The following is a 21,285-nucleotide window of genomic DNA, read 5'->3' on the forward strand; positions in this document are numbered from 1 at the left end:
GGTCCGCGATCAGGAACACGAACCGTCGCCGACTCTCTCCCGAGCGGGACACCGGCGCTGGCGGAAACGCGACACCGCGTTTCGGGGGTGGCGAGTCGGCGAACACGCTGTTCAACCGCGTGAAACGAGCAGAAGGGCCACCCAGTCGAGGGCAGCCCTTCTGCGGCTTCTGCGACGCGTGTCAGCGAGCGAGCAACTCGCGCACGGCGTCACTCACCTCGGGCAACTCGCCGGAGAGGGCCCACTGGTAGGCATCGTGCTCGGTGAGGACGACGGGCTCGGCCTTCTCCACGGTGACGGCGAAGTTGAACTGGCGAGTGGTGCCGCCTCGACTGTTCCGGTAGTCGAAGTGGCCGATGTAGCTGATGATCTGACTGATCGTCAGCCCAGTCTCCTCGGCGGCCTCGCGACGAAGAGCGCCCAGAATTCCCTCCCCCTCTTCGACCGTCCCGGAGGGAACCTCCCACAGGCCGCCCAGGTAGTCGTCGGGCTTGCGACGCACGAGCAGGACCCGACCTCCGTGGTTGATCACGGCGGCGGCGACGAAGCCGGTGATGCCTGCGGATTCAGCGTCGGCCGCGAGCCGGGCCGCGAACTCAGGAGACGGGGAGGGAGAGGGAGAGGGGAAGGCGGTGGTCACAACAGCTCCTCGTGATGGTCGCCGATCTTGATGGCCGCACGGACGTACTGCTCGGCCAGTTCGAGATCCTGCTCACGATGCCAGACCGGAAGCTTGATCATGTGCGCGTGGGCGCGCCCTGCCGCGCTCCCACAAAAGGACCGGCGGGATCTTCCCCACCTACGACGGCCCGCCGTCACCCACCAACCCGGCGGCGGGGGCCGACCGTCAGCTCCGGGTCTCCTGCCGGGTGGAGGTGATGAACTGCAGCAGGTGTTCGTTGACCAGGTCGGGGCGTTCCAGGTTGAGGCCGTGGCCGGCTCGTTGCACGATCTCGGCCCGGACTCCCGGGATCAGCGCGGTGACCCGCTGGAGGACGTGGCGCGGGCGGAGCAGGGCGCTGCGCTTGCCCAGCAGGACGAGGGTGGGCAGGCGGATGGAGCTCAGTTCCTCGTCGGTGAACGGCCTGGCGGCGGGGCGGGTGTTCGGCTTGTAGCTGCGCATGCCGAGCATCAGGGGGGCGATCATCTCGGGCGGCGAGCTGAGTGCGGGGTTGGCGAGCAGGCGTCCGAGCGCGGGGCGCAGCGGCCGCGGGGCGAGCATGCCGAACAGGCCGCCGATCATGTGGGCGTAGAACCGGGCGGGGACCTTCTCGATGCCGCCGGGGTCCATCGGTGCGATCGACGCGAGGCGTTCGGGTGCGTGGATGGCCTGGTTGAGGGTCAGCCAGCCGCCGTAGGAGAGGCCGACCAGGTGGATGCGGTCGAGTCCGAGGCCGGCGAAGACCTCGCCGAGCCAGGCCGCGTTCTCCTCGGAGCCGGCCGCGACGGCGCGTTGGACGCTGCGGCCGGGGTCGTCGAGCGTGTCGATCGCGTAGACGGGGTGGTGTTCGCCCAGGGCGGCGATCTGCGGGTACCAGTTGGACGGGTGTCCGGCGTGGCCGTGCAGCAGCACGATCGGTTCGCCGGTTTCGGATCCGTCGGGTCCGTCGGGTCCGTAGTGGTGGACGTGGACGGTGCCGTAGCTGGTTTCGACATCGAGTTCCCGACGGGGGCCGGGCCACAGCTCCATCGCGCGGTCGTAGGCCTCAAGGAACTTCGTTCGGGCTTTCTCGCTGACGAAGTGTCCGACGCTGGTCCTGGTCATGGTCCCTCCCGGTGCTCGGAATGCACGAAGCAGCAGCACTTGATGGTATGTTTGTACCATAAAAACGTTTGGAGGGAACCCGATGCCGAAGCTGGTGGATCACGAGGAGCGGCGGGCCCACATCATCGACGCCCTGCTGCGCACGGCGGCGGACACCGGGCTGCACGCCGTCACCATGCGGTCCGTCGCGATCGAGGCGGGCGTCTCGGTGCGGCTCGTGCAGTACTACTTCGACACCAAGGAGCAGCTGCTGCTCGCGGCGCTCACCCGCCTGGCCGCACGGATGGGCGAACGGATCCAAGAGCGAGTCCAGCAACGGATCCAGGAGCGGGTCCGCGACCGCGCCGGGGCGGCCGGGCCCGCGGCGTCACCGCGCGACATCGTCGAGGCGGTCCTGCTGGAGTCCGTACCGACGGACGAGGAGAGCCGGACCTTCCACCTCGTCTACACCGAGTACGCGGTGCTCTCCATCACCGACCCCGCGCTCGCCGGCCAGTCGTTCCTCTCGGCGCCCAACGAGATGGAGGACTTCCTGGTCGGCCAGTTGACCGCCGCCCGGCAGGCCGGGGACACCGATCCGCGCATGGACGCCCGCCAGGAGGCCGTCGTCCTCCTGGCGGTCTCCGCCGGCCTGGGCCTGAGCGTCCTCCTCGGCCAGCGGACGGCGGACGACGCGGTGGCGGTCCTGCACTACCACCTCGGCCGGCTCTTCCCCGGCTCGTAAGCCCTCGACGGCGACGCGGGCGGCAAAAGCGGCAGCCGACCGTAGGCACCCCCGGCCGGGGCGTCAGAGCCGTTCGGGGACGGGGTTGCCGACCGCCTCGATGGCGCGGCGGACGGGGACCTTCAGCAGGAGGACGAAGCCGATGAGGAAGAAGACCAGCAGCGAGATGATCGCCGAACGGTAGCTGCCGGTGATCTGGTAGGCGAGGCCGAAGACCAGCGGGCCCATCCAACTGGTGCCGCGGTCACTGACCTTGTAGACGCTGAAGTACTCGGCTTCCCGGCCCGCCGGGATGAGGTGGGAGAACAGCGAGCGCGAGAGCGCCTGGCTGCCGCCGAGCACCAAGCCGATCATGCAGGCCAGGGCGAAGAACCAGACGGGCTGGTGGGCCGGCATCAGGTACCCGAGGGCGAGGGTGGCCACCCAGCCGACCAGGGATCCGAGGACGGTCCGCTTGGCGCCGTAGCGGCGGGCGATCCGGCCGAGGAGCAGCGCGCCGCCGATCGCCACGATCTGGACCAGGAGCACGGCGGCGACCAACGTGGTCTGGTCCATGCCGAGTTCCTCGCTGCCGTAGAGCGAGGCCTGGGAGACGACGGTCTGGATGCCGTCGTTGTAGCAGAGGAAGGCACCCAGGTAGAGCAGCGTGAGCGGGTACTGGCGCATCCCGCGCAGGGTGCGGGCGAGTTCGCGCAGGCTGCCGGCGGCGGGCCGGTCCGGCGCAGAGGCGGGTCGGTCGGGCACGGCGACGATACGGCCGGGGGCCGCGCCCGCCCGGGAGGGCAGCCGCAGCATCGGGACGATCGTGAACAGCGCCCACCACAGGCCGGCCGAGGCCAGGCAGATCCGCACGGCGGTGCCGGAGGACAGGCCGAGCGCGTCGTGGCCCTGGAACAGCGCCAGGTTGGCGATCAGCAGCAGTCCGCCGCCCGCGTAGCCGTAGGCCCAGCCCTTGGAGGAGACCGCGTCGCGCTCGTCGGGGGTGGCCAGGCCGGGGAGGTAGGCGTAGGAGAGCGCGACCGACACCGCGTACGCGATGTTGGCGACCACCAGCAGTGCGCCGCCGAGCAGGTAGCGGTCGCCGTCGAGGAGGAACATCCCCATCGTGGCGACCGCGCCGACGTAGGCGAAGCCGCACATCAGTTCCTTGTGCCGCCCGGTGCGGTCCGCGACCGTGCCGGTCAGCAGCATCGCCGCGACCGAGAGCAGCACGGAGAAGGAGACCGTGTACGGGAAGAACGACCCGGCGCGCACCGACAGTCCGAGCGGGTGCACGTCGCCGGCCGCGTCGGCGGCGTTCTTGGCGACGGTGGTCAGGTACGGCCCGAGGAAGACCGTCAGGACGGTGGCCGAGAAGGCGGCGTTGGCCCAGTCGTTGATGTACCAGCCGAACCGTATCCGGCGCAGGGCGCTGTCGTCGGCGGCGGCGGCCGCGCGCTCCGGCGGGCCGTCCGGAAGATCGTCCGGCCGACGGTCCGGCAGGTTGTCCGTGGTGCTCGTCATGGGGCTCCCATCACCGTGCTGGAGCCGGTGCTGCCGTCGCTCCAGCAGCCGCGCTCGCCGAGGACGTCCCGCAGGACGTCTATGCGATCGGCCATGATGCCATCCACACCGAGGCCGAGGAGAGCCCTGATCCGTGTGGGATCGTCCACAGTCCAGACGTGAACCTGGAGGCCGAGGCGGTGGGCGGCGCGTACGAAGGCCCGGTCGACGACCCGGACGCCCCGGTGCCGCTCGGGCACCTGCGCGCACACCCCGGCGAACAGCGCCCCGGACCGCGCCCCGGCGAACGGCGCCCCGGACCGCGTCCCGGACCGCTCCCGCTCCCCACGCCCCCGCAGCAGCGGCCCGGCCAGCGAACGCAGCCGCAGCCGGGCCACCTCGCGCGGGCCGAGCGAGGTGGCCAGTCGGGGGCCCGCGGCGGCGCGGACGGCGGCGAGGCGGCTGTCGGAGAAGCCGCCGACGCAGACCCGGTCCCAGGCGCCGGTCCGGCGGATCGTGTCGACCAGCGGCCCGACGGCGGCCGCCGCCTTGACGTCGACGTTGAAGCGGGCCCCGGGGAACGCGTCGAGCAGGTCCTCCAGCAGCGGCACGGGCTCGGTGCCGCCGATCCGGGCCTGCCTGACGGTGTCCCAGGGCAGTTCGGCCACCGCCCCGGTGCGGTCGGTGACCCGGTCGAGGCGGGTGTCGTGAAAGGCCACCAGTACGCCGTCGCGGGTGGCGTGCACGTCCGTTTCGAGGTAGCGGTACCCGAGGGCGACGGCGGCCGCGAAGGCGGCGAGCGAGTTCTCGGGGTGGCCGAGGTCACCGCCCCGGTGCGCGAAGGCGAGCGGCCCGGGGTGGTCGAGGAAGGGGTGCATGTGGTGCTCCGAGCTGCTGGGATGCGCGTTACAGTATTACGCACCCTGTCAAGCAGTAACGCCGGTACCGCCAGTAGCCCCATCAGTGCCATCAGCACCAGCAGTACCGCTACCGCCCGGATCGTCGACGCGGCGCAGATCGTAGAGGTACGACTTGCCGGCCTTCCAACTGCGCCAAGGGCCGAGCGGAGGGATCAGCTCCTGGTCGTCCGTCCGCCCCGCCAGCGGCCCGGAGTTGGCGACCCCGTCGGCGCCGACGGTGCACCAGCCCCGCTCCGGCAGCCACCGGCACCACACGTCCAGGTCCAGCCGCCTGTACGACGGCCTGCCGTTGAACACGCCGTCCGCGCGGAAGTGGTACACCAGACCGTCCAGGCGGCGAACGAACTCGATCGACACGGCGGCTCCCCCCATCAGGCACCTGAAGGGCCAGGCTACGCCGCGAGCCCGACGGAGGCAGCGAAAGTACGTTGCACGGCCGCCGACCGGACACATAGTCTCGCGCCCATCGACGTGTAGCTCAGCAGCAGAGCGCCGGGCTCTGGACCCGGAGGGCGCAGGGGCGGGACCTGCCACGTCGGCTATGGACGACAACGCTGACCAGCAGCGCCCCGCCGGGGCCGGGACATCCGCGCACTACCCGCAGCGCCAACTGGCCCTGGCCCAGGCGTTCCTGACCTCACCGGCCGACTCCCACACCAACGCCGAGACCCGGCGCAGCACCGAGACCCGGCGCAGCGCCGAGGCCCGGGTCGCCCGCTGGCACGCCGTGCTCGCCGGCATCGCCGACGGCCGGCTGACCATCGGCTCGCGCACCCCGGTGGCCGGACTGCCCGCCTGGGTGACGCCCGAGGTCGTACGGGGCGGCTTCGCCACGTCCGCCGCGAGCGCCGAGGGCCCGCTCCAGCCGTACGAGTGCGAGGCTGCGGCCCTGGCCGGGGTGGCGGCCGAGCGCGGGGCGCTCTTCGCGTACTGCCTCACCGAGCCCGGCCTGTCCCGGCTGTACGACCTGCTCGACAGCGGCCGCTACGAGGCCGCCGTGCCGGAGGAGGCGGCGCTGCTGACGGTGGCGTGGCTCGTGCGGGCCGGGGACGCGGCCGGCGCGCTGGAACTCGTCGACGTCCTGGAGCCGTTCGCCGACCGGCTGCGCTTCACCCCCCGGCCGTCCGCGCTGCCCGCGCCGGACTCCGAGGCGGTGCACCGGCGCACGGTCGGCGACGCCGTCACGACCCTCACGGGCCGGCGGCCAAACGCCGCCGTGGAAGCTCAACGCGAGGCGCTCACCGTCTGGCAGCCGTTCGGCGACCAACTGCTGGCCCACTGGCTGGAGACCGCCGAGGCCGGCCGGGTGCTGGAGCGTACGCCCGACAGCGCCTGGCTGGAGCGCGGCGCGATGCTGCTCCGCCGCTACGACGAACTCGCCGCGGCCCACACCCGCTGCACCAAGCACCGCGATCCGAAGGAGAACCTCGGCATCCTGCGCGGCGCCCTGGCGGAGACCGCCGCCGGCCGGCCGCTGGACGCGCGCCGCCTCGGACTGCTGCGGCACGCGGTGGCATCCATGGTGCGCCGGCGCGGCCGGCCGGGCTCCGACCGGCACACCGAACTGCGCACCCGCCAGGCCGTACAGGCGGCCCAGCCGTCGCACCACGACCTCGCCCAGCTGGTGCTGCGCCGCCTCTCCGGGCTGCACCAGGAGACGGGCGTGGCCGACGTGGCCCCGCTGGTCGCCGACGTCTCGGCGCACGAAGCGCACACCGGCAACACCCGCCTCCCCGCAGGCACCCCGGTGCCCGCAGCGATCCGGCAGGTGGTCGAGGCCGCGCTCAGCGCCCCGCTCGACACGCTCGTGGAACGCGGCATGGTGCCCTCGGCCGAGGTCCTGGCCGAACTGGTCCCGCAGCTCGTCGCCGTGACCACTTCCCAGTCCTACCCGGACGAGACGCTGCGCACCCTGATGGCGGCGAACTACCGGGCGTTCCGCAACCGCCGCTCGCTGCTCCTGAGCGACCTCACCGGGCAGGTGCGGGTCGACGAACTGCCCTGGGTACGGGCGGTGGCCGGACATCGCGTCGGCGAGGACGGCCGCGCACCCGCGCGTACCGCGCTGCACCAGCTCGGCGAACTGGCCGTGCAGGCGTTCCCCGGCACGCTCCTGCCGAACCCGCTGGTGCGCGAACTCGGCGTGCTCGCCCGGCAGGCCAAGCTCGACGCACCGTTCGTGGAGGAACTGGCGGCGGACATCTTCACGGGCACCTTCACCCCGAAGTACCTGGCGGCGGCCCGGGCCGCCGCGGAACTGCTCAGCGGCACGCTGTACGAGCGCTACTACGCCATCGACTACGCGGCCGTCCACGACCTCGCAACCGCCGAGGCGGGCGAGGCATACAAGGCGGGCAAGGCGGGCAAGGCAGGCAAGGCCCCAGCGCGCGGCCGACGCCCCCGCTCCTCCCCCGGGTTCACCGAGCTGTGCGCGCAGCGCGCCGAGGTGTCCGGAGGATGGTCGGTCGCGTCCAACGGGAAGATCATCGAGCAGGCCCAGATCCTCACCACCCACAACCTGGCCACCCTGGTCACCCGGGTCGGCATCAGCCCCGAGCCGGGCTGGGACGACCTGGCCTGGCGCAGCTTCACCACCGTGTGCCACGCGACGGCCCGGATCCACGACAACCCGCGGCCGCTGTCCACCATCAAGGACGCGGCGTACGCGTGGCGCCAGCTGGTGTTCCACCTCTCCCTGTGCGAACCCGCCGCGCAGGCCCGGGTCATCGCCGGACTGCGCGGGGAGGCCGCCCGCCACCCCGCCCACGTCGCGGCCCGTCTCGCCCCCGCCCTGGCCGGCCTGCGCCAGGCCGCCCGCGGCGGCGCCGCGGACGCGGACGCCGGCCGCCGCCTCCTGGGCTGGACCACAGGACCACACTGGCTCCACCCGGCCCCCAGGACCTGACCACCCCCGCACCACCCGAACCGGCCTCCCCTGCTCCACCAACTCCACGAACCCCACGACCGAGACGACGTGACCGACCAGAAAACCGGCCAGACCACCGACCAGACGACCGACCGGCCCGCCGAGAAGCCCCAGGGCCTCCAGGCCATCTGGGCGAACACCCTGGAGCCGGTGGCCCCGCTGCCCTGGTACCGCAGGCTGTCCCTCAAGGCCGTAGTGGCGGCCACGCTGGCCGTGGGCCTCCTGACCGCACTGGTGGTGGCCGCCGTGACAGGCGCCGGCGCCCCGCCGCGGCACCGGATCGCGCTGCCAGACCGGATCGGGGACCAGGTCCATCTGCCGGACGACGGTTCGGTCCAGACGGCACGCTCCGGCTACCATCAGCGGATCAGGGCGCTGAGCCCGTACCGGGAGCTGACGGTGGGCGGTTACGGCACGACCGGATCGTCCAAGACCACGCTGCTGCTGGTCGGACTGACCGGGAGCTTCGCGGAGCCCCAGCGGGAACTGAACAAGTACTTCGGACGGCTGGCGGCCTCGGACGTGTTCAACGACACGGTGACGGAACGGCAGGACTACCCGACAGGCCCCCTCGGCGGCGCGTTCGAGTGTGCGGTGCTCACCTACCCGTCCACGTCCGAGACCACCTGCGTGTGGGCGGACGGCAGCACGGTCGGCATCGTCGTCGACAGCACCGGCGAGAGCTCCCCACAGGAACTGGCCGACCGCGCCCGGGACATCCGCGCAGCCGTCGAGGTCCCGGCCGAGGACTGACCCGCCGCCGAACCAGGAAGCCGCCGACGCTGGCAGGTTCGGCATCGAGGGCCGGTTCTACGGCGGCCACCAGAAGGTCGCACCTATGGATCCTCGGCGCGGTGGCCGCTCCGGAGCCCGCGAACTGCCCGCTGCCCGCTGCCCGCTGCCCGCTGCCACCGTTTCAGAAGGTCGTCGTCCGCAACTCGCCGCTGACGGGGTCGAGGCCGGCCTTCCACCGGCGCTGCTGCTCGAACCAGTGCACATAACGCGGCGAGGCGCCGCGCAGGTCGATGCTGAGCGGGTAGGGGTCGAACTCGTCGAGGAGCAGCTTGCGGAGGAACTCGACCATGCCGCACGGGAACAGGGTGAAGTCGTCGGGGGTGTGGCGGCCGCAGACCAGGACGGGCCACTTGTCGGGATCCGGGTCGGTGGTCAGCCAGCACAGGATGTCCGGGCCCGAGGTGACCCCCCAGGCGAGGATGTGGTCCGGGTCGATGTCGAGGCCTTCCTGGCCGTCCAGCATCTCCCAGGTGTAGCGGGCGTTCTCCGTCTCCTCCTCGAAGGTGCCAGGGTCCCACTGGATGTACTCCTTGGGGAGCGGCATCAGAACGCAGACCTCGTTGAAGGAACCGCCCCCGTACACCGACATGAAGGCCTTGTAGTCCCGCGGAAGCCGCGTGCCCCACCGCGCCTCGGCCGCCGCCCAGTCGATCTGCTCGTCGGCGCCGGGATCCGCAGGGAGGATCTCGGCCAGCGCTGTGATGCCCGTCGGGTCTTCCACGGCAGTCCCCTTCTCTGTCTCTCGAGTCGCCGAGAGCCTAGGGGACGGTACCGACATGCCCGGCAACCAGCGCCCGGCAGCTGGCACGCCGCAGAAGAAGACGAGTGCACCCTCAGCATGAATCAGGGCGCGAACCCGGACAATTCCCAGGCCAGGAATACGGGCGAAATCACCGAAAAGAAAAGGTGGAGATAGGAATCGAACCCATCTAAACGGCCCTGCAAGCCGTCGCCTCGCCACTCAGCCACTCCACCGCGGCAACAAGGGAAACATTACACGAGCATGAACGGGGATTCCTCGGCGACGCCGATCTTTCACTCTAGAAGGCTCTTAATGCGTCTAGTGCTATTTCTCTCGACATGGTGTCGACAGGGTCCTGCGGGCCAGCGCGGAAAAGTCACGGTGCGCTAGCCTGTGCCGATATCTCCGACCCGATGGGATTTCACTGATGGCCGTCGAGGAATCATGGTTCACCCGTACCACGGAGCTGCGTTGTGGAACCGCTGCGAACCGGTGCCAGTACAAGAGCCTCCCCCTGCGCGACCTTCCCCCGCTCGGTGTCGTGCGCCGCGCGCGGATCGTCCGCGAAGGCCTGCGTGAGCGCCGCGACGCCGTCCCGACGCCCGGCCGGCCCTCCCGCTTCACCGAGGGGGACTGGGTCCGGGTGAAGGACGAGGCCACGGTGCGCGCCACCCTCGATGCCAAGGACCGCCATCGCGGCCTGTGGTTCACCCGCAGCCAGTGGTCGTTCTGCGGCGGCGTCTACCAGGTCGAACGCATCGTGCGCCGCATGATCGACGACCACTACCGGGTGCGGCGCCTGTCCGGCACCGTCGCCCTGGCCGGCGCCACCTGCCACGGCGCCGACGGGGCCCAGGGCTGCGGACTGGACTGCGCCCTGCTGTTCCGCGACGAATGGCTGGAGCCCGCCCCCGCGCCGGTCCCCGCCGCCCGGCCCGCCGCCCTCTGGGCGACCGTACGCAGCCTCCCGGAGATCCGCGCCACCCTCGACCCCGACGGGCGGCTGGACGGCGTCCCCTTCCAGCCGGGCATGGAGCTCCACGCCGACACCCGCCACAGCGCCACCGAACTGCGCCACCGGTCCCTCGCCTGGTGGCAGCACCCCACCAAGGGCCGCTGGTTCATCCTCAACGGCCTGCGCTGCGGCGGCGAACCGCTCGCCACCGGCTGCGACCGCCGCTGCGCCCTGCTGTGGCACGAGTCCTGGCTGCATCTGGAACCCGCCACCACCACCCACTGACCTGCCGCCGCCACCCACCACCCACCACCCGCCGACCTGCCGGGCACCGCACTCCGCGGTGCCCGGCAGGTTTTCGTCGCCGGCAGGTCCTCGTCGGCCGTCAGCGTCGGCCGTCAGCGCCGGCCGTCAGCGCCGCCAGCGGTCGCGCACCAGCTTCGCGGCCAGGTGCAGCGGCCCGTCCCGGTCACCGACGTAGCAGCGGGGAAGCGCGTACACCCCGCTGTGGACCCCGGGGCTGACCGCGCACCCGTACCCGTAGCCGGCTTGCGCCACCGCCTCCACCGCGGCGGCGTCGAGCGAACCGTAGGGGTAGCAGAATCCCTCGACCTCCTGCCCCGTGAGGTCCTCCAGCACGCGGCGGCTGTCGGCGACCTGGGCCGCCAGCTCCCGCGCGCCCAGGCCCGCCAGCCGCCGGTGCGTCAGCCCGTGCGAGCCGATCTCCAGCCCGGCGGCGGCGGCCTCGTGGACCTGGCACGCCGTCATCAGCGGCTTGCGCGGGCCCTGCCGGTCCCAGTCGTTGTATCCGCCCAGCCGGTCGGCCACCACGTAGACCGTCGCCGTGAACCCGTACTCCGCCAGCGCGGGCATGGCCTCCTCCACGAAGTCGCGGTATCCGTCGTCGAAACTCAGCCCGACCATGCCCGCCGCGCTGCCGCCCCGGTGCGAGCGCATCAGGGCGCCGACCGACACCCCGCGCAGCCCGCGGGCGGACAGCCAGCGCAGCTGGCGGCGAAAGCGTGCAGGGTCGACGGTAATCAGATAGGGATCCTCACTCGTTGACGCCACCGAGTGGTACATCAGCGTCCACGGAAAACGCGCTGCACCTCCACCGGCCGCTTCTTCCGGGCTGTTGCGTGGTCGAATGATTCGCATGTTCTGCTCCAGCTGTCCGGCGGCACCGCCTGTGCAGGTGGCCTTCAGGGAAATTGCATTCTGGCAGCGTCGAACCCGGCTTCCATTCGCGCCAGGCGACTCCGCCCCATTTCACCCGGATGCCAGCCCAGAAGTCGCCCGACGAGTGCCCGGCCCGCACGGCCCGAATACCGGTTCCACCCCGCCCGGAACCGGCCGGCGTTTCACCTGGCCGCGACGGCGGCCGGTGCCCATGCGGCGGCTCTGGCGGCAGCGAGCGAGGCCCGGACCCGCGCTGCTCCTGCGGAGGCGATTCCCGTCGTGCGGCTGTCGCCCGCAGGACGGCTGACGAGGCCCGCACACGCGCGGCAGATGCCGGGTTGAGGGACAGGGTCGTGGCACTGGGCGCACTCGGCGTAGCAGGCCGCTGCGGGCCGTACAGCGGCCCGGCCGGGCGGCATCTTGCGCTCCAGGCGGTAGCGGAGCACCGCGACCGCTGAGTACACCGGGGCGGGCAGGCCCGGCAGGAGGGCCTGGGCGAGGTCGGTGGGTGTGCTGCCGCGTTCGAGCCATCGGGCGACCAGGGGTGCGAGTTCACGTGCTTCGGCCTCGCCCAGGTGCAGGCGTGGTTCGGGGCGGATGACTCGGAACAGGGTGGCGACCGCGTCGCGGAGCTGTTCGTCCGGCGCGTCGTCTTCGGCGGCTTCCTCCCGCCTTTCCGTCCCCGGGGTGCTGACGGGTTCTCGGGACTGCCGGGAGGGGTGGGTGGGTTCTTTCGCCGGGTTCTTTACCAGGGCGTCAGCGCCGCCGGTGGTCGCTTCACCGGGCGCCGGACGGGTGGCACCCGGCGCGGCGAGCACCGCGAGCGCCGTGAGCTGCGGGGTGTCGTAGACGTGGGTCTCGGTGATGATCGTGCCGTCGGGCATCCGGATCTTCTCGACCCGGTAGAAGCCCGCCTCGGTCAGTTCCTTGAGCGCCTTGCGGATGGCGCCGCGCCCCTGGGGGCTGGTGTCGGCCATGTGCCGGCCGTCCTCGCGCCAGCCGTCCGGGCGGGAGAGGAGGTCGGCGAGCAGACCGCGAGCGGTGTAGGACAGCCGCCGGTACTGCAGCATGGTGTTGGGCAGCACGGTGAAATCGCGCACGTGGGCGCTACGATGGACGCGCATCGGGAGGTTCGCTCCTGTTGCCGGACCCCGGAGCGTTGGCGCGCTGCCGGGGTCACCTATTTGTGGTTAGGCCACGGAACGTACCACAACTACCTGACACACCAAGCGCGTTGACGCCAGCGGCCGGATCATATTCAAATCCTCCCACCGACGGCCGGCACAAAGTGCGGCCAAGACCCCGCAAGCACCCGGTCAGCGCCGGCGGCCGAGCAGCTCGGCGGTCTCGGCGCGCCGGTTCCAGGCGATGACGGCCAGCGGCACCATGAAGATGAACGGGGTCCCGGCGTTCTCACCGTGCATCGCGGTGAGCTGGGTGACGAACGCGAACACCAGGAAGACGATCAGCGCCATGGCTGCCGGCCCGGCCAGCCGGCGGACCAGCAGGCCGACCGCTCCGGCCAGCTCCACCAGCCCGGTCAGGTACATGAACCAGTGGCCCACACCCATGGCGTCGAAGACGGTCGTGGCGGCGGGGATCGCGAGCAGCTTGGGCAGCGCGCTGGCCACGGCGAAGAAGAGCGCGAGCAGGATCCGCAGCGTCCAGACCACCCGGATCACGGCCTTGCTGGACTTCGTGGCCGTGGTGGTGACGTTGGTAGCGGCGGTAGCAGTGGCGGTGGCGGTAGCGGTGCTGGACATCTCAGGTCTCCCCGGTCGGCTGTCGTTGCTTTCCCAGGTATGACCGCCACCACCGCCCGAACTCATCGGTCCCGGAAGAAAAATTTTCCGGCAGCCCCAACTCCAGTGCCAGCAGCCCGCCGATCAGCCCGGCCCGGGCACCTCGCGGCGTGGGGCTGTCAGCCGATGGACTTCGCGTCGTCCGCCAGCACTTCGACGAGCCGCCGCTTGACCGCGTCGCGATGCGGGACCTGCCGAGGCGGCTGCCCCGGCTGCGGCGGGACACCGAGGTCGGTGAGGAGGTAGAGCATCCGCAGGGTGCGCAGTGCGTTGGACACGTATGTCGGAGTGGTGCCCCGGGCCACGGCCCGGAAGTCGGCGCCGATGTCGTCGAGCCAGGCGACGGACTGGTCCGCGGTGAGCTTCGGGTTGGTGAGGGTCAGCGCGATCGCGCGGGCGAGCCGGTCGTCCTCCCGTTCGGCGTACAGGTAGTCGGTGGGCGCGAGGAGCCGCGCGGTCGCGAGGTCCAGCATCTCGACCGGCTCGACATCGTGGTGGCGGCCGAGGGCACCGAGCAAGTCGGCGCCGTGCGCCACGGCGTGCAGCCAGCCCAGCTGCGCGTCGTGTCCGCGCAGGTCGCTCTCTGCGGGGTACCAGCGGGTGAACGCGTCCAGCCATTCCTGGCGGAGGTCCCCGCGGCTGACGATCATGTCCAGGACCAGCGGCGCGAACGTGCGGGCCTGAATCGGCGAACCGGCGGCGAAGCGGGCCGCCATGTCATCGCCCAGGCGGATCCGGCGGTCGCCGTCGATGACGTCGCGCTCGATCCAGGTCCGCAACACGACGTACGGGTAGCCGTCGCGCACCTCCGGGTCCGGATCCCGCAGACACTCCGCCAGTTCTGCGGTGAGCTCGTCCAGATCGCCGCCCGGGGGCACCGCACATGCGTCAGAGTAGATCTTGTACCAGTCAGTCACGAGCAGCGAGGCTAGCCCGCCGCAGACGGCCTGACCAGTGATTATCCAGATCCGCCCACGGCGACGACCGTAACGGCAGCGGCCTCGGTCTCGGCCTCGGCCTCGGCCGGAACCAGGGACGGGCGCGGGCGGCCGACGGCCCGTTCGCCGCCCGCGCGTCGGGTGGTCCGGATCGGGCGGCCGCGCCGTCAGCTGTCGGCGGCCTGCCGGATGAAGTCGGCCACCGCGTCCGGCCGGGACACGTAGACGGCGTGGCTGCCGGACACCGCGGAGGTGCTGGCCCCGGCCCGCTCCGCCATGGCGTGCTGGGCGGGCGGCGGGATCATCCGGTCGTCGGCCGCCACCAGGTACCAGCTCGGCTTGGTGCGCCAGGCGGGCTGGGAGACGGCACCGTTGAGGGCGTCGACGCCCCAGGGGACCTGGGAGTCGGCCATGAAGGCGGCCAGTTCGGCGGGGACGTCGGCGGCGAACGAGGCGGCGAACTCGTCCCGGTCGAGGAAGAGGAAGCCGTCCCTGGGCGGCAGGATCGGCGGCACCGGGGCGCCGGGCGCCGGGTCGGCGATCAGGGTGCCCACCGACTCGCTCTTGTCGGGGGCGAACGCGGCGATGTAGACGAGGCCCGTCACCTTCGGGTGGTTGCCCGCCTCCGTGATCACGGCGCCGCCGTAGGAGTGGCCGACCAGGACGGCCGATCCGTCGAGGCCGTCGAGGACGTGGTGGACGGCGGCGACGTCGCCCTCCAGCGACAGCGTCGGGTTCTGCACGATGCTCACCCGGAACCCGGCCCCGGTCAGCCGCTGATACACCCCCTGCCAACCGGAGCCGTCCACGAACCCGCCGTGGACGAGGACGATGTTCTTGCGGTTTTCCTGCTCACTCATCGGTTCTCCCATCGCCGCCTGGTGCATGACGTTGCGTCAGAGCAGGTTAGTGGCGACCCCGGGCGCCCGCGTCCGTCATCCGACGTAGTTCGGGCCGAGCCGCGCCTCACACCGCACCGCACCGCACCGGACTGGGCTCCACCGCACCGGACGGCACCGAACCTGGCCGGTGCACCGGAGTGGGAAGTCGGCCGGGCCGACTTCCCCTTGCAGCCCATCGCCGCCGGCCGATACCACGACCGCTTCGAACTCCGGTACGGCCAGTGGCAGTTCGCGGAGCGCCGGGTCCGCCTCACCCTGGTCGGCGACGTGAGCCGCCACCTGCGCGTAACCCCCGACCTCACGGGACAGGAAGGCTAGGCATCCGTCCGCACGACCGCCGTGAGGGTCTGCTCAGGGCTTCCGTCGGCGGGCCGCGCGGTCACCGGGTCACTGTTGCGCCCCGCGGTGCTGGAGGTGAGCGCCCAGCCGGCGGGGTTGACCACGGCATGGCGGGCACCGTCGTAGCTCCACCGCTGGGCCGCGGAACCGTCGCAGGCGGCGCGCACCACCTGGCCGCCGACGGCCGCGGGTGCGGCCAGGCACTCGTTGCCCTGGGCGGTGTGCAGGCTGCCGTCGCGGGCGAAGACGAAGAGCTGGTTGGCGTTGGGCGTGGTGGCGCAGCGGTAGCTGATGGCGCCGTTGGCGCCGCCGCGGTCGAGGCAGGCGCCGTTGGCGAACCGGAGCGGCCAGCGGGCGGACTGGCCGAGGCCGAGTTCGGTGAGCAGGGTGCCGTCGGGCTGCTTCCGCTGGCGGATCATGTCGTCGCAGGCGCCGCTGGTCGAGGTGCCGGTGTTGGTGGCGGTGAGGGTGCCGCCGTTGCCGGTCATCGGGCCCCAGCGGTTCTCGGAGTACGCGTTGTCGTTGCAGGCGTAGGCGGGCCTGTTCCAGTCGAAGTACTCCACCCAGCTGTTCCAGTCGTGCTTGATCTGCTGCGACTTGGGAAGCAGGACCGAGCCGAGGACGAAGGAGGTGCCGGCGGTCTCGTCGGTGACGGTGGCCGTCACCCAGTGGGTGGCGGGGTCGATCCGGACCTGGAAGGCGTACGTGTGGCCGGTGACCGGGCGGCCCTGGTTGACGGTGCTGTTGGCGCACTGGAGGTGCTGGCCCTCGCCGGTGCTGTTCCAGCAGTGCGAGCCCTGGGTGCCGTCGGCGAACTGGAGCTCGGTGTCGGCCCAGGTGGACCAGTTGAACAGGCCGTCGTTCTGCTGCTTGTCCTGGAAGCCGATGTAGGAGAGGTTCCCGTCGAAGTTGAACTGGCTCGACCAGAAGACGTCGCCGTCGCCAGGGGTGGTCACCACCGTGTTGCGGAAGGTGACGTCGGTGAGGACGGTGTCGCCGGCGATGGTCCAGTAGGAGTACGAACCGGGCGTCTGGCCGTAACGGGGCTGGGCCGTGGCGGCCGGCGCCGCCGGCCCCGCGAGGGCCGAGGCCGCCGGTTCCGCGACGGCCGGGGCTTCTCCGGCGGGCAGGCCGGCGAGGGCGAGACAGGCGAGCGGCAGCGCGCACATGGCGCGGCGCCGGGAGACGTGCGACATCCGTTGCTCCTGACAGGTCAGCGGCGGCCGCAAGCCGTCGGCGCCGCACGGATTCCCCAGCGCGACCCTCACCCACCCGGTCACGGTCCGCAACACATGAGGTCGCCAGGAGTGACCGGGGGCCCCGGAGATTCCACAGGCACCGATCACCCATTCGACTGATCGGTGCAGGCCGCCTCCCCGAAATGATCGTTCCGGGGCGGGCGCGCATCCTCCTCGCCGGGGCGCCCTCCCCCGGCTCGGCTCAACTACACCGAACCGTGCGAAAACCGAACGGGCGATCGGCGATCGGACGCGCAGCGGAGCAGCCGGGCCGGCCGCCACCCGATCGGGCCGCCTCCGACCGCGACACGGCGCAGCGCCGCGACAACGGCGGTCCGGATGCGGAAGGCTGACGCCACCCTGCCCGGGGCCTCGCGGTGCGGCTGCCACGGCCGGCCGGAGCGACCGGAGCGACCCGAGACCGGAATGGTGGCATGACCGTTCAGGACACCCCACCCACCGGGACCACCCGGCGCGGCGACTTCGCCGAACTGCACCGGCGCGTCTCCGACGCCGGTCTGCTGCGCCGGCGTCCCCTGTACTACGCGGGCCGGAGCGCCGCGCTGTTCGCCGCCCTGGCACTGCTCCTGGCCTGGTTCGTCGTGCTCGGCGCGAGCTGGTGGCAGCTGTGCCTCGCGCCCCTGTTCGCTTTTGTGATCGGCCAGTTGGCGCTGCTCGGGCACGACGTCGCCCACCACGCGGTGTTCGCCGGCCGGCGGGCGACCGACCTGGCGGGCATCGTGCTGGGCAACCTGGTGGTCGGCATGAGCTACGGGTGGTGGGTGAGCGACCACAACCGGCACCACGCACACCCGAACCGCGAGGGCCACGACCCGGCCGCGGACTCTCTCCTCTTCGCCCGGACCACCGAACAGGCAAGCCGCACACGGGGATTGAGGCGGCTCGCGGCCAGGTACCAGGCAGAACTGTTCTTCCCGCTGCTGTCCCTCCAGGCACTCGGGCTGCTCGTCGCCACCTGCCTGACCCTGACCCGCGGCACCGTCCGGTACCCGGCCCTGGAACGCACGCTCGCCGCGCTGCACTACGCCCTGGCGGCGGCCCTGCTGGCCGTCGTCCTCGCGCCGCTCCAGGCGCTGGCCTTCGCCGTGCTGTTCGGGGCGGTGCTCGGCGTGTACCTGGGGTGCATCTTCGCGCCCAACCACAAGGGCATGCCGATGACCGGCCCGGACGCGGAGCGTGCCGACTTCCTCCGCCGGCAGGTGCTGCCGTCGCGCAACCTGCGGGCCGGCCGGTTCGTCCACTTCCTCTTCGGCGGCCTCGGCTACCAGATCGAGCACCACCTCTTCCCGGCCATGCCGGTCGCGGCGCTGCGCCCCGCCTCGCGCATCGTGCGCGACTACTGCGCCCAGGTCGGCGTGCCGTACAGCGAGGCGGGCCTGATCGCCTGCTTCCGGGAGATCCTGCGGGACCTGCGGGCCATCGGCCACTCCCTCCCCGCCGACCCGGCGCAGTCGGCCCCGCCGACCCGACCGACCGCCCCGGGGCTGGCCCGGCCGACCGACCCGGGGCTGGCCCGGCCAACCGCCCCGGAGCCGACCCGGCCAACCGCCCCAGAGCCGCAGGCCGCGCCCGAAGCGGGGGCGGCGGCACGGTGAGCGGAGTCCTGTCCGGGCCGGCGGCGCGCACCGCGGACGGCCCGGCCCCCGGCGGCGAACGGCTCCGCGTCCTGATCGTCACCGAGTCCTTCGCCCCGCAGCTCAACGGTGTCGCCCACAGCGTCCTCCGGACCGCCGAACACCTCCTCGCCCGGGGCCACACCCCGGTGGTGGTGGCACCCGCCGTGCGGGCACCAGCCGCGCGGGCCGCGCGACGGCACGCAGGCGACCTGCGCCGCGACCTGCACCGCGAGCAGGCGTACGGCTACGAGGTGGTCCGCGTCCCGTCGGTGCCACTGCCCGGCTACCCGGAGGTGCGGGTCGCGCTCCCGGGGCGCGGGGTGGCCGACGCCATCGAGCGGCACCGCCCGCACGTGGTCCACCTGGCCAGCCCGTTCGCGCTCGGGGCGGTCGGCGCCGCGGCGGCCGACCGGGCAGGGGTCCCGTCCGTGGCGGTCTACCAGACCGATCTGGCCGCCTACGCCAGGACGTACCTGCCGGCGCTGGGCGCGGCCGGACCCCGGCTGGCCTGGTGGCGGCTGCGACGGGTGCACACCTTGGCAGCCCGGACGCTGGCACCGTCGCAGGCTTCGCTGCGCGCCCTGCTGGCGCACGGCATCCCCCGGGTCCACCTGTGGCCGCGCGGCGTCGACTGCACCCGGTTCCACCCCCGCCACCGTGACGAGACCCTGCGCCGGCGCCTCGGCCACCCCGGCGACGTCCTGGTCGGGTACGTCGGACGCCTGGCGCCGGAGAAGCACGTCGACCGGCTGGCGGAGGTGTCCCGCATCCCGGGGGTTCGGCTGGTGGTCGTCGGCGACGGCCCGTGCCGCGCCCGGCTGGAGACCGTGCTCCCGGACGCGGTCTTCCTGGGGCTCCGGTCCGGACACGAACTCGCCCGGCTCTACGCCTCGTTCGACACCTTCGTCCACGCGGGGCCGTTCGAGACCTTCGGCCAGACCCTCCAGGAGGCCATGGCGAGCGGGCTGCCCGTCGTCGCCCCGGCGGCCGGCGGGCCGCTCGACCTCGTCCGCCCGGGCCACACCGGATTCCTCGTCCCGCCCGGCGCGGCGGACGGGTTCCGGGAGGCCGTCGAACGTCTCGCCCGCAACGACGAACTGCGGGCGGCGTTCGGGCGGGCGGGGCGTGCCGCGGCGACGCAGCGCAGCTGGGAGACGGTCGGCGACCTCCTCGTCGAGCACTACCGGCTCGCCCGCACCGAGACGGCCGGGCCACCCCTGCGCCGCTGAGCAGGCCGGCAGGAGAGTGCGGACCCACCCCGAAGAAACGGACCTCCATGCACCACCCCCTCGCCGCCGAGTACGTCCGCAGCCCCGCTCCGGCCGCCGGCACCGCCGTCTTCCTGCACGGACTGGGCGGCTGGACCCACAACTGGGCCCACCTGATCGACCTGCTGCGGACCTCGGCGCACTGCCTGGCCCTCGACCTCCCGGGCTTCGGAAGGTCGGCGCCCCCGCCCGACGGCGACGTCACCGTCGAACACCAGGCCGCAGCCGTGGCCGGCCACCTCGACCGCCACCTCGACCGCGACCTCGACCGTCGCCTCGGCCGTCACCCCGACCATCACCCCGACCGGAACGGGCACCGCCGCGTGCACCTGGTCGGCAACTCGCTCGGCGGCCTGATCGCACTGCGCCTCGCCGCCCAACGGCCCGACCTGGTCGCCACCTTGACCCTCATCTCGCCCGTGCTGCCGACGTTCCCGCCCGCCCCGGCCCTACGGGTGGCCCTGCTGGGCCTGCCGGGCGCGCCGCGACTGCACGCCCGTCTCCTGGCCGCCCAGAGCCCCGACCGCCAACTCGACGACCTCTACCGCCTGATCTACGCGAACCCCGCCCTCGTCGGCGCCGAGCAACGGTCGGTGGAGGCACGCGAGCGCCGACGCCGCGCCGAACTGCCGTACGCGCAGGACATGCTGGCCGAGGGAGTGCGCTCGGTGGTCCGCGCGTCCCTTCGACGGGGCGAGGCCTCGGCCTGGCACCTGGCCCGCCGCGTCACCGCCCCCACCCTGCTCGTGTACGGGCGGGACGACGCCCTCGTCCCCTTCCGTACGGCGCCCCGGGCCTACGCGGCCTTCCGCGACGCCCGCCTCCTCACCCTGCCCGGCGTCGGCCACGTCGCCATGCAGGAACGGCCGGCCCCCGTGGCCACGGCGATCCGCGCCCTGATCACCGAGGCGAGCCCGCGCGGCACCGTCACTGCGCCGGGATCGGGCGCACCGGGTGCTTGCTCAGGATCGACACGCGGTTGAAGGCGTTGATGGCGATCGCCACCCAGATGACCGCCGAGATCTGGTCGTCCGTCAGGACCTCGCGGGCGACACCGTAGGCGGCCTCCTGCGCGACGGCGTCCGACGGATCGGTGGTCACCTCCGCCAGGGCGAGCGCGGCCCGCTCCTGCGGCGTGAACAGTTCGGTGTCGCGCCACGCCGGCAGCGTGCCCAGGCGCTGCGCGGTGTCGCCGGCCTGAAGAGCGGCCCTGGTGTGCACATTGAGGCAGTAGGCACACCCGTTGATCTGGGACACCCGCAGATTGACCAGCTCCACCACCCTGCGGTCCAACCCGGCCTCCGCCGCCCCCACCCCGGCCGCCTCGGCAGTCGCCCGCAACGCCCGGTAGGCCTGAGGGCTCTGCTTGTCGATGAACACCCGCCGCCGCACCGGGGCAGCGGTCACATCGGTGGTCACATCACTCACGGGAACTCCTCTGACGGATCAGCAGATCAACGGATCACTCACGGCCGGCATGTCACCACACCATCATAGTTGAAAGTGAAACCACTTTGGAAGGCTACCGTCCTGCGCGGCACCCCGCCACGAGTGGCGTCACCTGAACAGCATCGGCACACCGCGTGCGACTGCCACCGCCACGTACCGCAGCTCACACCCCGAGACGCCCACGAGACCGAGTCGCCCTCGACCCCTCGCGGAAGCCAGTGCTC

At 72.4% G+C, this 21,285-nt stretch carries 21 protein-coding genes and 2 tRNA genes; 9 read left to right on the forward strand and 14 right to left on the reverse strand.

Annotation, left to right across the window (positions count from 1 at the left end; all coding sequences use genetic code 11):
• Positions 1 to 181: 181 nt before the first annotated feature.
• Positions 182 to 640 (reverse strand): NUDIX hydrolase, encoded by a 459-nt coding sequence (locus ACFVHI_RS14520; RefSeq protein ID WP_380339050.1) that lies wholly within the window; start codon positions 638 to 640, stop codon positions 182 to 184.
• Between the two features lie 207 nt (positions 641 to 847).
• Complete coding sequence (locus ACFVHI_RS14525; RefSeq protein WP_063352449.1) at positions 848 to 1,765, reverse strand: alpha/beta fold hydrolase; 918 nt, start codon at positions 1,763 to 1,765, stop codon at positions 848 to 850.
• 82 nt (positions 1,766 to 1,847) lie between these two features.
• Here ACFVHI_RS14525 and ACFVHI_RS14530 point away from each other — a divergent pair, with 82 nt between their 5' ends.
• Positions 1,848 to 2,489, forward strand: coding sequence for a TetR/AcrR family transcriptional regulator (locus tag ACFVHI_RS14530; protein ID WP_380339053.1), 642 nt, complete (start codon positions 1,848 to 1,850; stop codon positions 2,487 to 2,489).
• 63 nt (positions 2,490 to 2,552) lie between these two features.
• On the opposite strand, the gene ACFVHI_RS14535 is transcribed toward ACFVHI_RS14530, so the two are convergent.
• Genes ACFVHI_RS14535 through ACFVHI_RS14545 form a run of 3 tightly spaced genes read right to left on the reverse strand, consistent with a single transcriptional unit; the run spans position 2,553 to position 5,248 of the window.
• A complete protein-coding gene (locus ACFVHI_RS14535) occupies positions 2,553 to 3,992 on the reverse strand; it encodes an MFS transporter (protein WP_380339056.1) in 1,440 nt (479 codons plus the stop codon).
• Positions 3,989 to 4,849, reverse strand: coding sequence for a glycerophosphodiester phosphodiesterase (locus tag ACFVHI_RS14540; RefSeq protein ID WP_380339058.1), 861 nt, complete (start codon positions 4,847 to 4,849; stop codon positions 3,989 to 3,991). Before ACFVHI_RS14540 ends, ACFVHI_RS14535 begins: the two co-directional genes overlap by 4 nt.
• Before the next feature lie 48 nt (positions 4,850 to 4,897).
• Positions 4,898 to 5,248 (reverse strand): hypothetical protein, encoded by a 351-nt coding sequence (locus ACFVHI_RS14545; protein WP_380339060.1) that lies wholly within the window; start codon positions 5,246 to 5,248, stop codon positions 4,898 to 4,900.
• Between the two features lie 110 nt (positions 5,249 to 5,358).
• Between ACFVHI_RS14545 and ACFVHI_RS14550 the strand changes: the two genes are divergently transcribed.
• From ACFVHI_RS14550 to ACFVHI_RS14560, 3 genes are all read left to right on the forward strand, one after another.
• A tRNA-Gln gene (locus tag ACFVHI_RS14550) sits at positions 5,359 to 5,430 on the forward strand.
• Positions 5,431 to 5,432: 2 nt separating this feature from the next.
• The gene (locus ACFVHI_RS14555; protein WP_380339062.1) at positions 5,433 to 7,796 is read left to right on the forward strand and encodes a hypothetical protein; all 2,364 of its coding nucleotides are present in this window, start codon (positions 5,433 to 5,435) and stop codon (positions 7,794 to 7,796) included.
• Positions 7,797 to 7,865: 69 nt separating this feature from the next.
• Positions 7,866 to 8,570 carry a hypothetical protein gene (locus ACFVHI_RS14560; protein WP_063352454.1) on the forward strand — a complete coding sequence of 235 codons (705 nt, stop codon included), beginning with the start codon at positions 7,866 to 7,868 and terminating at the stop codon, positions 8,568 to 8,570.
• Between the two features lie 163 nt (positions 8,571 to 8,733).
• Here ACFVHI_RS14560 and ACFVHI_RS14565 read toward each other — a convergent pair whose 3' ends face one another.
• Together ACFVHI_RS14565 and ACFVHI_RS14570 are read right to left on the reverse strand one after the other, a co-directional pair.
• Positions 8,734 to 9,333: an SMI1/KNR4 family protein gene (locus tag ACFVHI_RS14565; RefSeq protein WP_079136542.1), complete on the reverse strand. Its 600-nt coding sequence runs from the start codon at positions 9,331 to 9,333 to the stop codon at positions 8,734 to 8,736.
• A 183-nt stretch (positions 9,334 to 9,516) separates the two neighbouring features.
• A tRNA-Cys gene (locus ACFVHI_RS14570) sits at positions 9,517 to 9,587 on the reverse strand.
• Positions 9,588 to 9,781: 194 nt separating this feature from the next.
• On the opposite strand from ACFVHI_RS14570, the gene ACFVHI_RS14575 reads away from it, so the two are divergent.
• Positions 9,782 to 10,594: a hypothetical protein gene (locus ACFVHI_RS14575; protein WP_063352455.1), complete on the forward strand. Its 813-nt coding sequence runs from the start codon at positions 9,782 to 9,784 to the stop codon at positions 10,592 to 10,594.
• Positions 10,595 to 10,720: 126 nt separating this feature from the next.
• Here ACFVHI_RS14575 and ACFVHI_RS14580 read toward each other — a convergent pair whose 3' ends face one another.
• The 5 genes from ACFVHI_RS14580 to ACFVHI_RS14600 all read right to left on the reverse strand — a co-directional run bounded on the left by ACFVHI_RS14580 (position 10,721) and on the right by ACFVHI_RS14600 (position 15,088).
• Entirely contained in the window at positions 10,721 to 11,380 is a 660-nt protein-coding gene (locus ACFVHI_RS14580; protein WP_208869253.1) for a polysaccharide deacetylase family protein, read from the reverse strand.
• Between the two features lie 290 nt (positions 11,381 to 11,670).
• Entirely contained in the window at positions 11,671 to 12,612 is a 942-nt protein-coding gene (locus tag ACFVHI_RS14585; RefSeq protein ID WP_063352456.1) for a hypothetical protein, read from the reverse strand.
• Positions 12,613 to 12,804: 192 nt separating this feature from the next.
• Positions 12,805 to 13,251: a DoxX family protein gene (locus ACFVHI_RS14590; protein ID WP_063352457.1), complete on the reverse strand. Its 447-nt coding sequence runs from the start codon at positions 13,249 to 13,251 to the stop codon at positions 12,805 to 12,807.
• 158 nt (positions 13,252 to 13,409) lie between these two features.
• A complete protein-coding gene (locus ACFVHI_RS14595; RefSeq protein ID WP_063352458.1) occupies positions 13,410 to 14,207 on the reverse strand; it encodes a DUF2785 domain-containing protein in 798 nt (265 codons plus the stop codon).
• Positions 14,208 to 14,395: 188 nt separating this feature from the next.
• Entirely contained in the window at positions 14,396 to 15,088 is a 693-nt protein-coding gene (locus tag ACFVHI_RS14600) for an alpha/beta fold hydrolase (protein WP_063352459.1), read from the reverse strand.
• 207 nt (positions 15,089 to 15,295) lie between these two features.
• Here ACFVHI_RS14600 and ACFVHI_RS14605 point away from each other — a divergent pair, with 207 nt between their 5' ends.
• Complete coding sequence (locus ACFVHI_RS14605; RefSeq protein WP_167745906.1) at positions 15,296 to 15,448, forward strand: hypothetical protein; 153 nt, start codon at positions 15,296 to 15,298, stop codon at positions 15,446 to 15,448.
• On the opposite strand, the gene ACFVHI_RS14610 is transcribed toward ACFVHI_RS14605, so the two are convergent.
• A complete protein-coding gene (locus ACFVHI_RS14610; protein ID WP_063352460.1) occupies positions 15,445 to 16,665 on the reverse strand; it encodes a ricin-type beta-trefoil lectin domain protein in 1,221 nt (406 codons plus the stop codon). The two genes, ACFVHI_RS14605 and ACFVHI_RS14610, sit on opposite strands and share 4 nt — an antisense overlap.
• Before the next feature lie 476 nt (positions 16,666 to 17,141).
• Between ACFVHI_RS14610 and ACFVHI_RS14615 the strand changes: the two genes are divergently transcribed.
• From ACFVHI_RS14615 to ACFVHI_RS14625, 3 genes are all read left to right on the forward strand, one after another.
• Positions 17,142 to 18,323, forward strand: coding sequence for an acyl-CoA desaturase (locus ACFVHI_RS14615; RefSeq protein ID WP_079136546.1), 1,182 nt, complete (start codon positions 17,142 to 17,144; stop codon positions 18,321 to 18,323).
• A 71-nt stretch (positions 18,324 to 18,394) separates the two neighbouring features.
• Positions 18,395 to 19,573, forward strand: coding sequence for a glycosyltransferase family 1 protein (locus ACFVHI_RS14620; protein WP_079136630.1), 1,179 nt, complete (start codon positions 18,395 to 18,397; stop codon positions 19,571 to 19,573).
• Positions 19,574 to 19,620: 47 nt separating this feature from the next.
• Positions 19,621 to 20,595, forward strand: a complete 975-nt coding sequence (locus ACFVHI_RS14625) for an alpha/beta fold hydrolase (RefSeq protein ID WP_063352461.1) — start codon at positions 19,621 to 19,623, stop codon at positions 20,593 to 20,595.
• On the opposite strand, the gene ACFVHI_RS14630 is transcribed toward ACFVHI_RS14625, so the two are convergent.
• Positions 20,540 to 21,040: a carboxymuconolactone decarboxylase family protein gene (locus ACFVHI_RS14630; protein WP_107453154.1), complete on the reverse strand. Its 501-nt coding sequence runs from the start codon at positions 21,038 to 21,040 to the stop codon at positions 20,540 to 20,542. The genes ACFVHI_RS14625 and ACFVHI_RS14630 overlap by 56 nt on opposite strands.
• Between the last annotated feature and the right edge of the window lie 245 nt (positions 21,041 to 21,285).

This window comes from Kitasatospora sp. NPDC127121 (assembly GCF_042677305.1).
In the GTDB taxonomy this organism is placed as follows: Bacteria; Actinomycetota; Actinomycetes; order Streptomycetales; family Streptomycetaceae; genus Kitasatospora.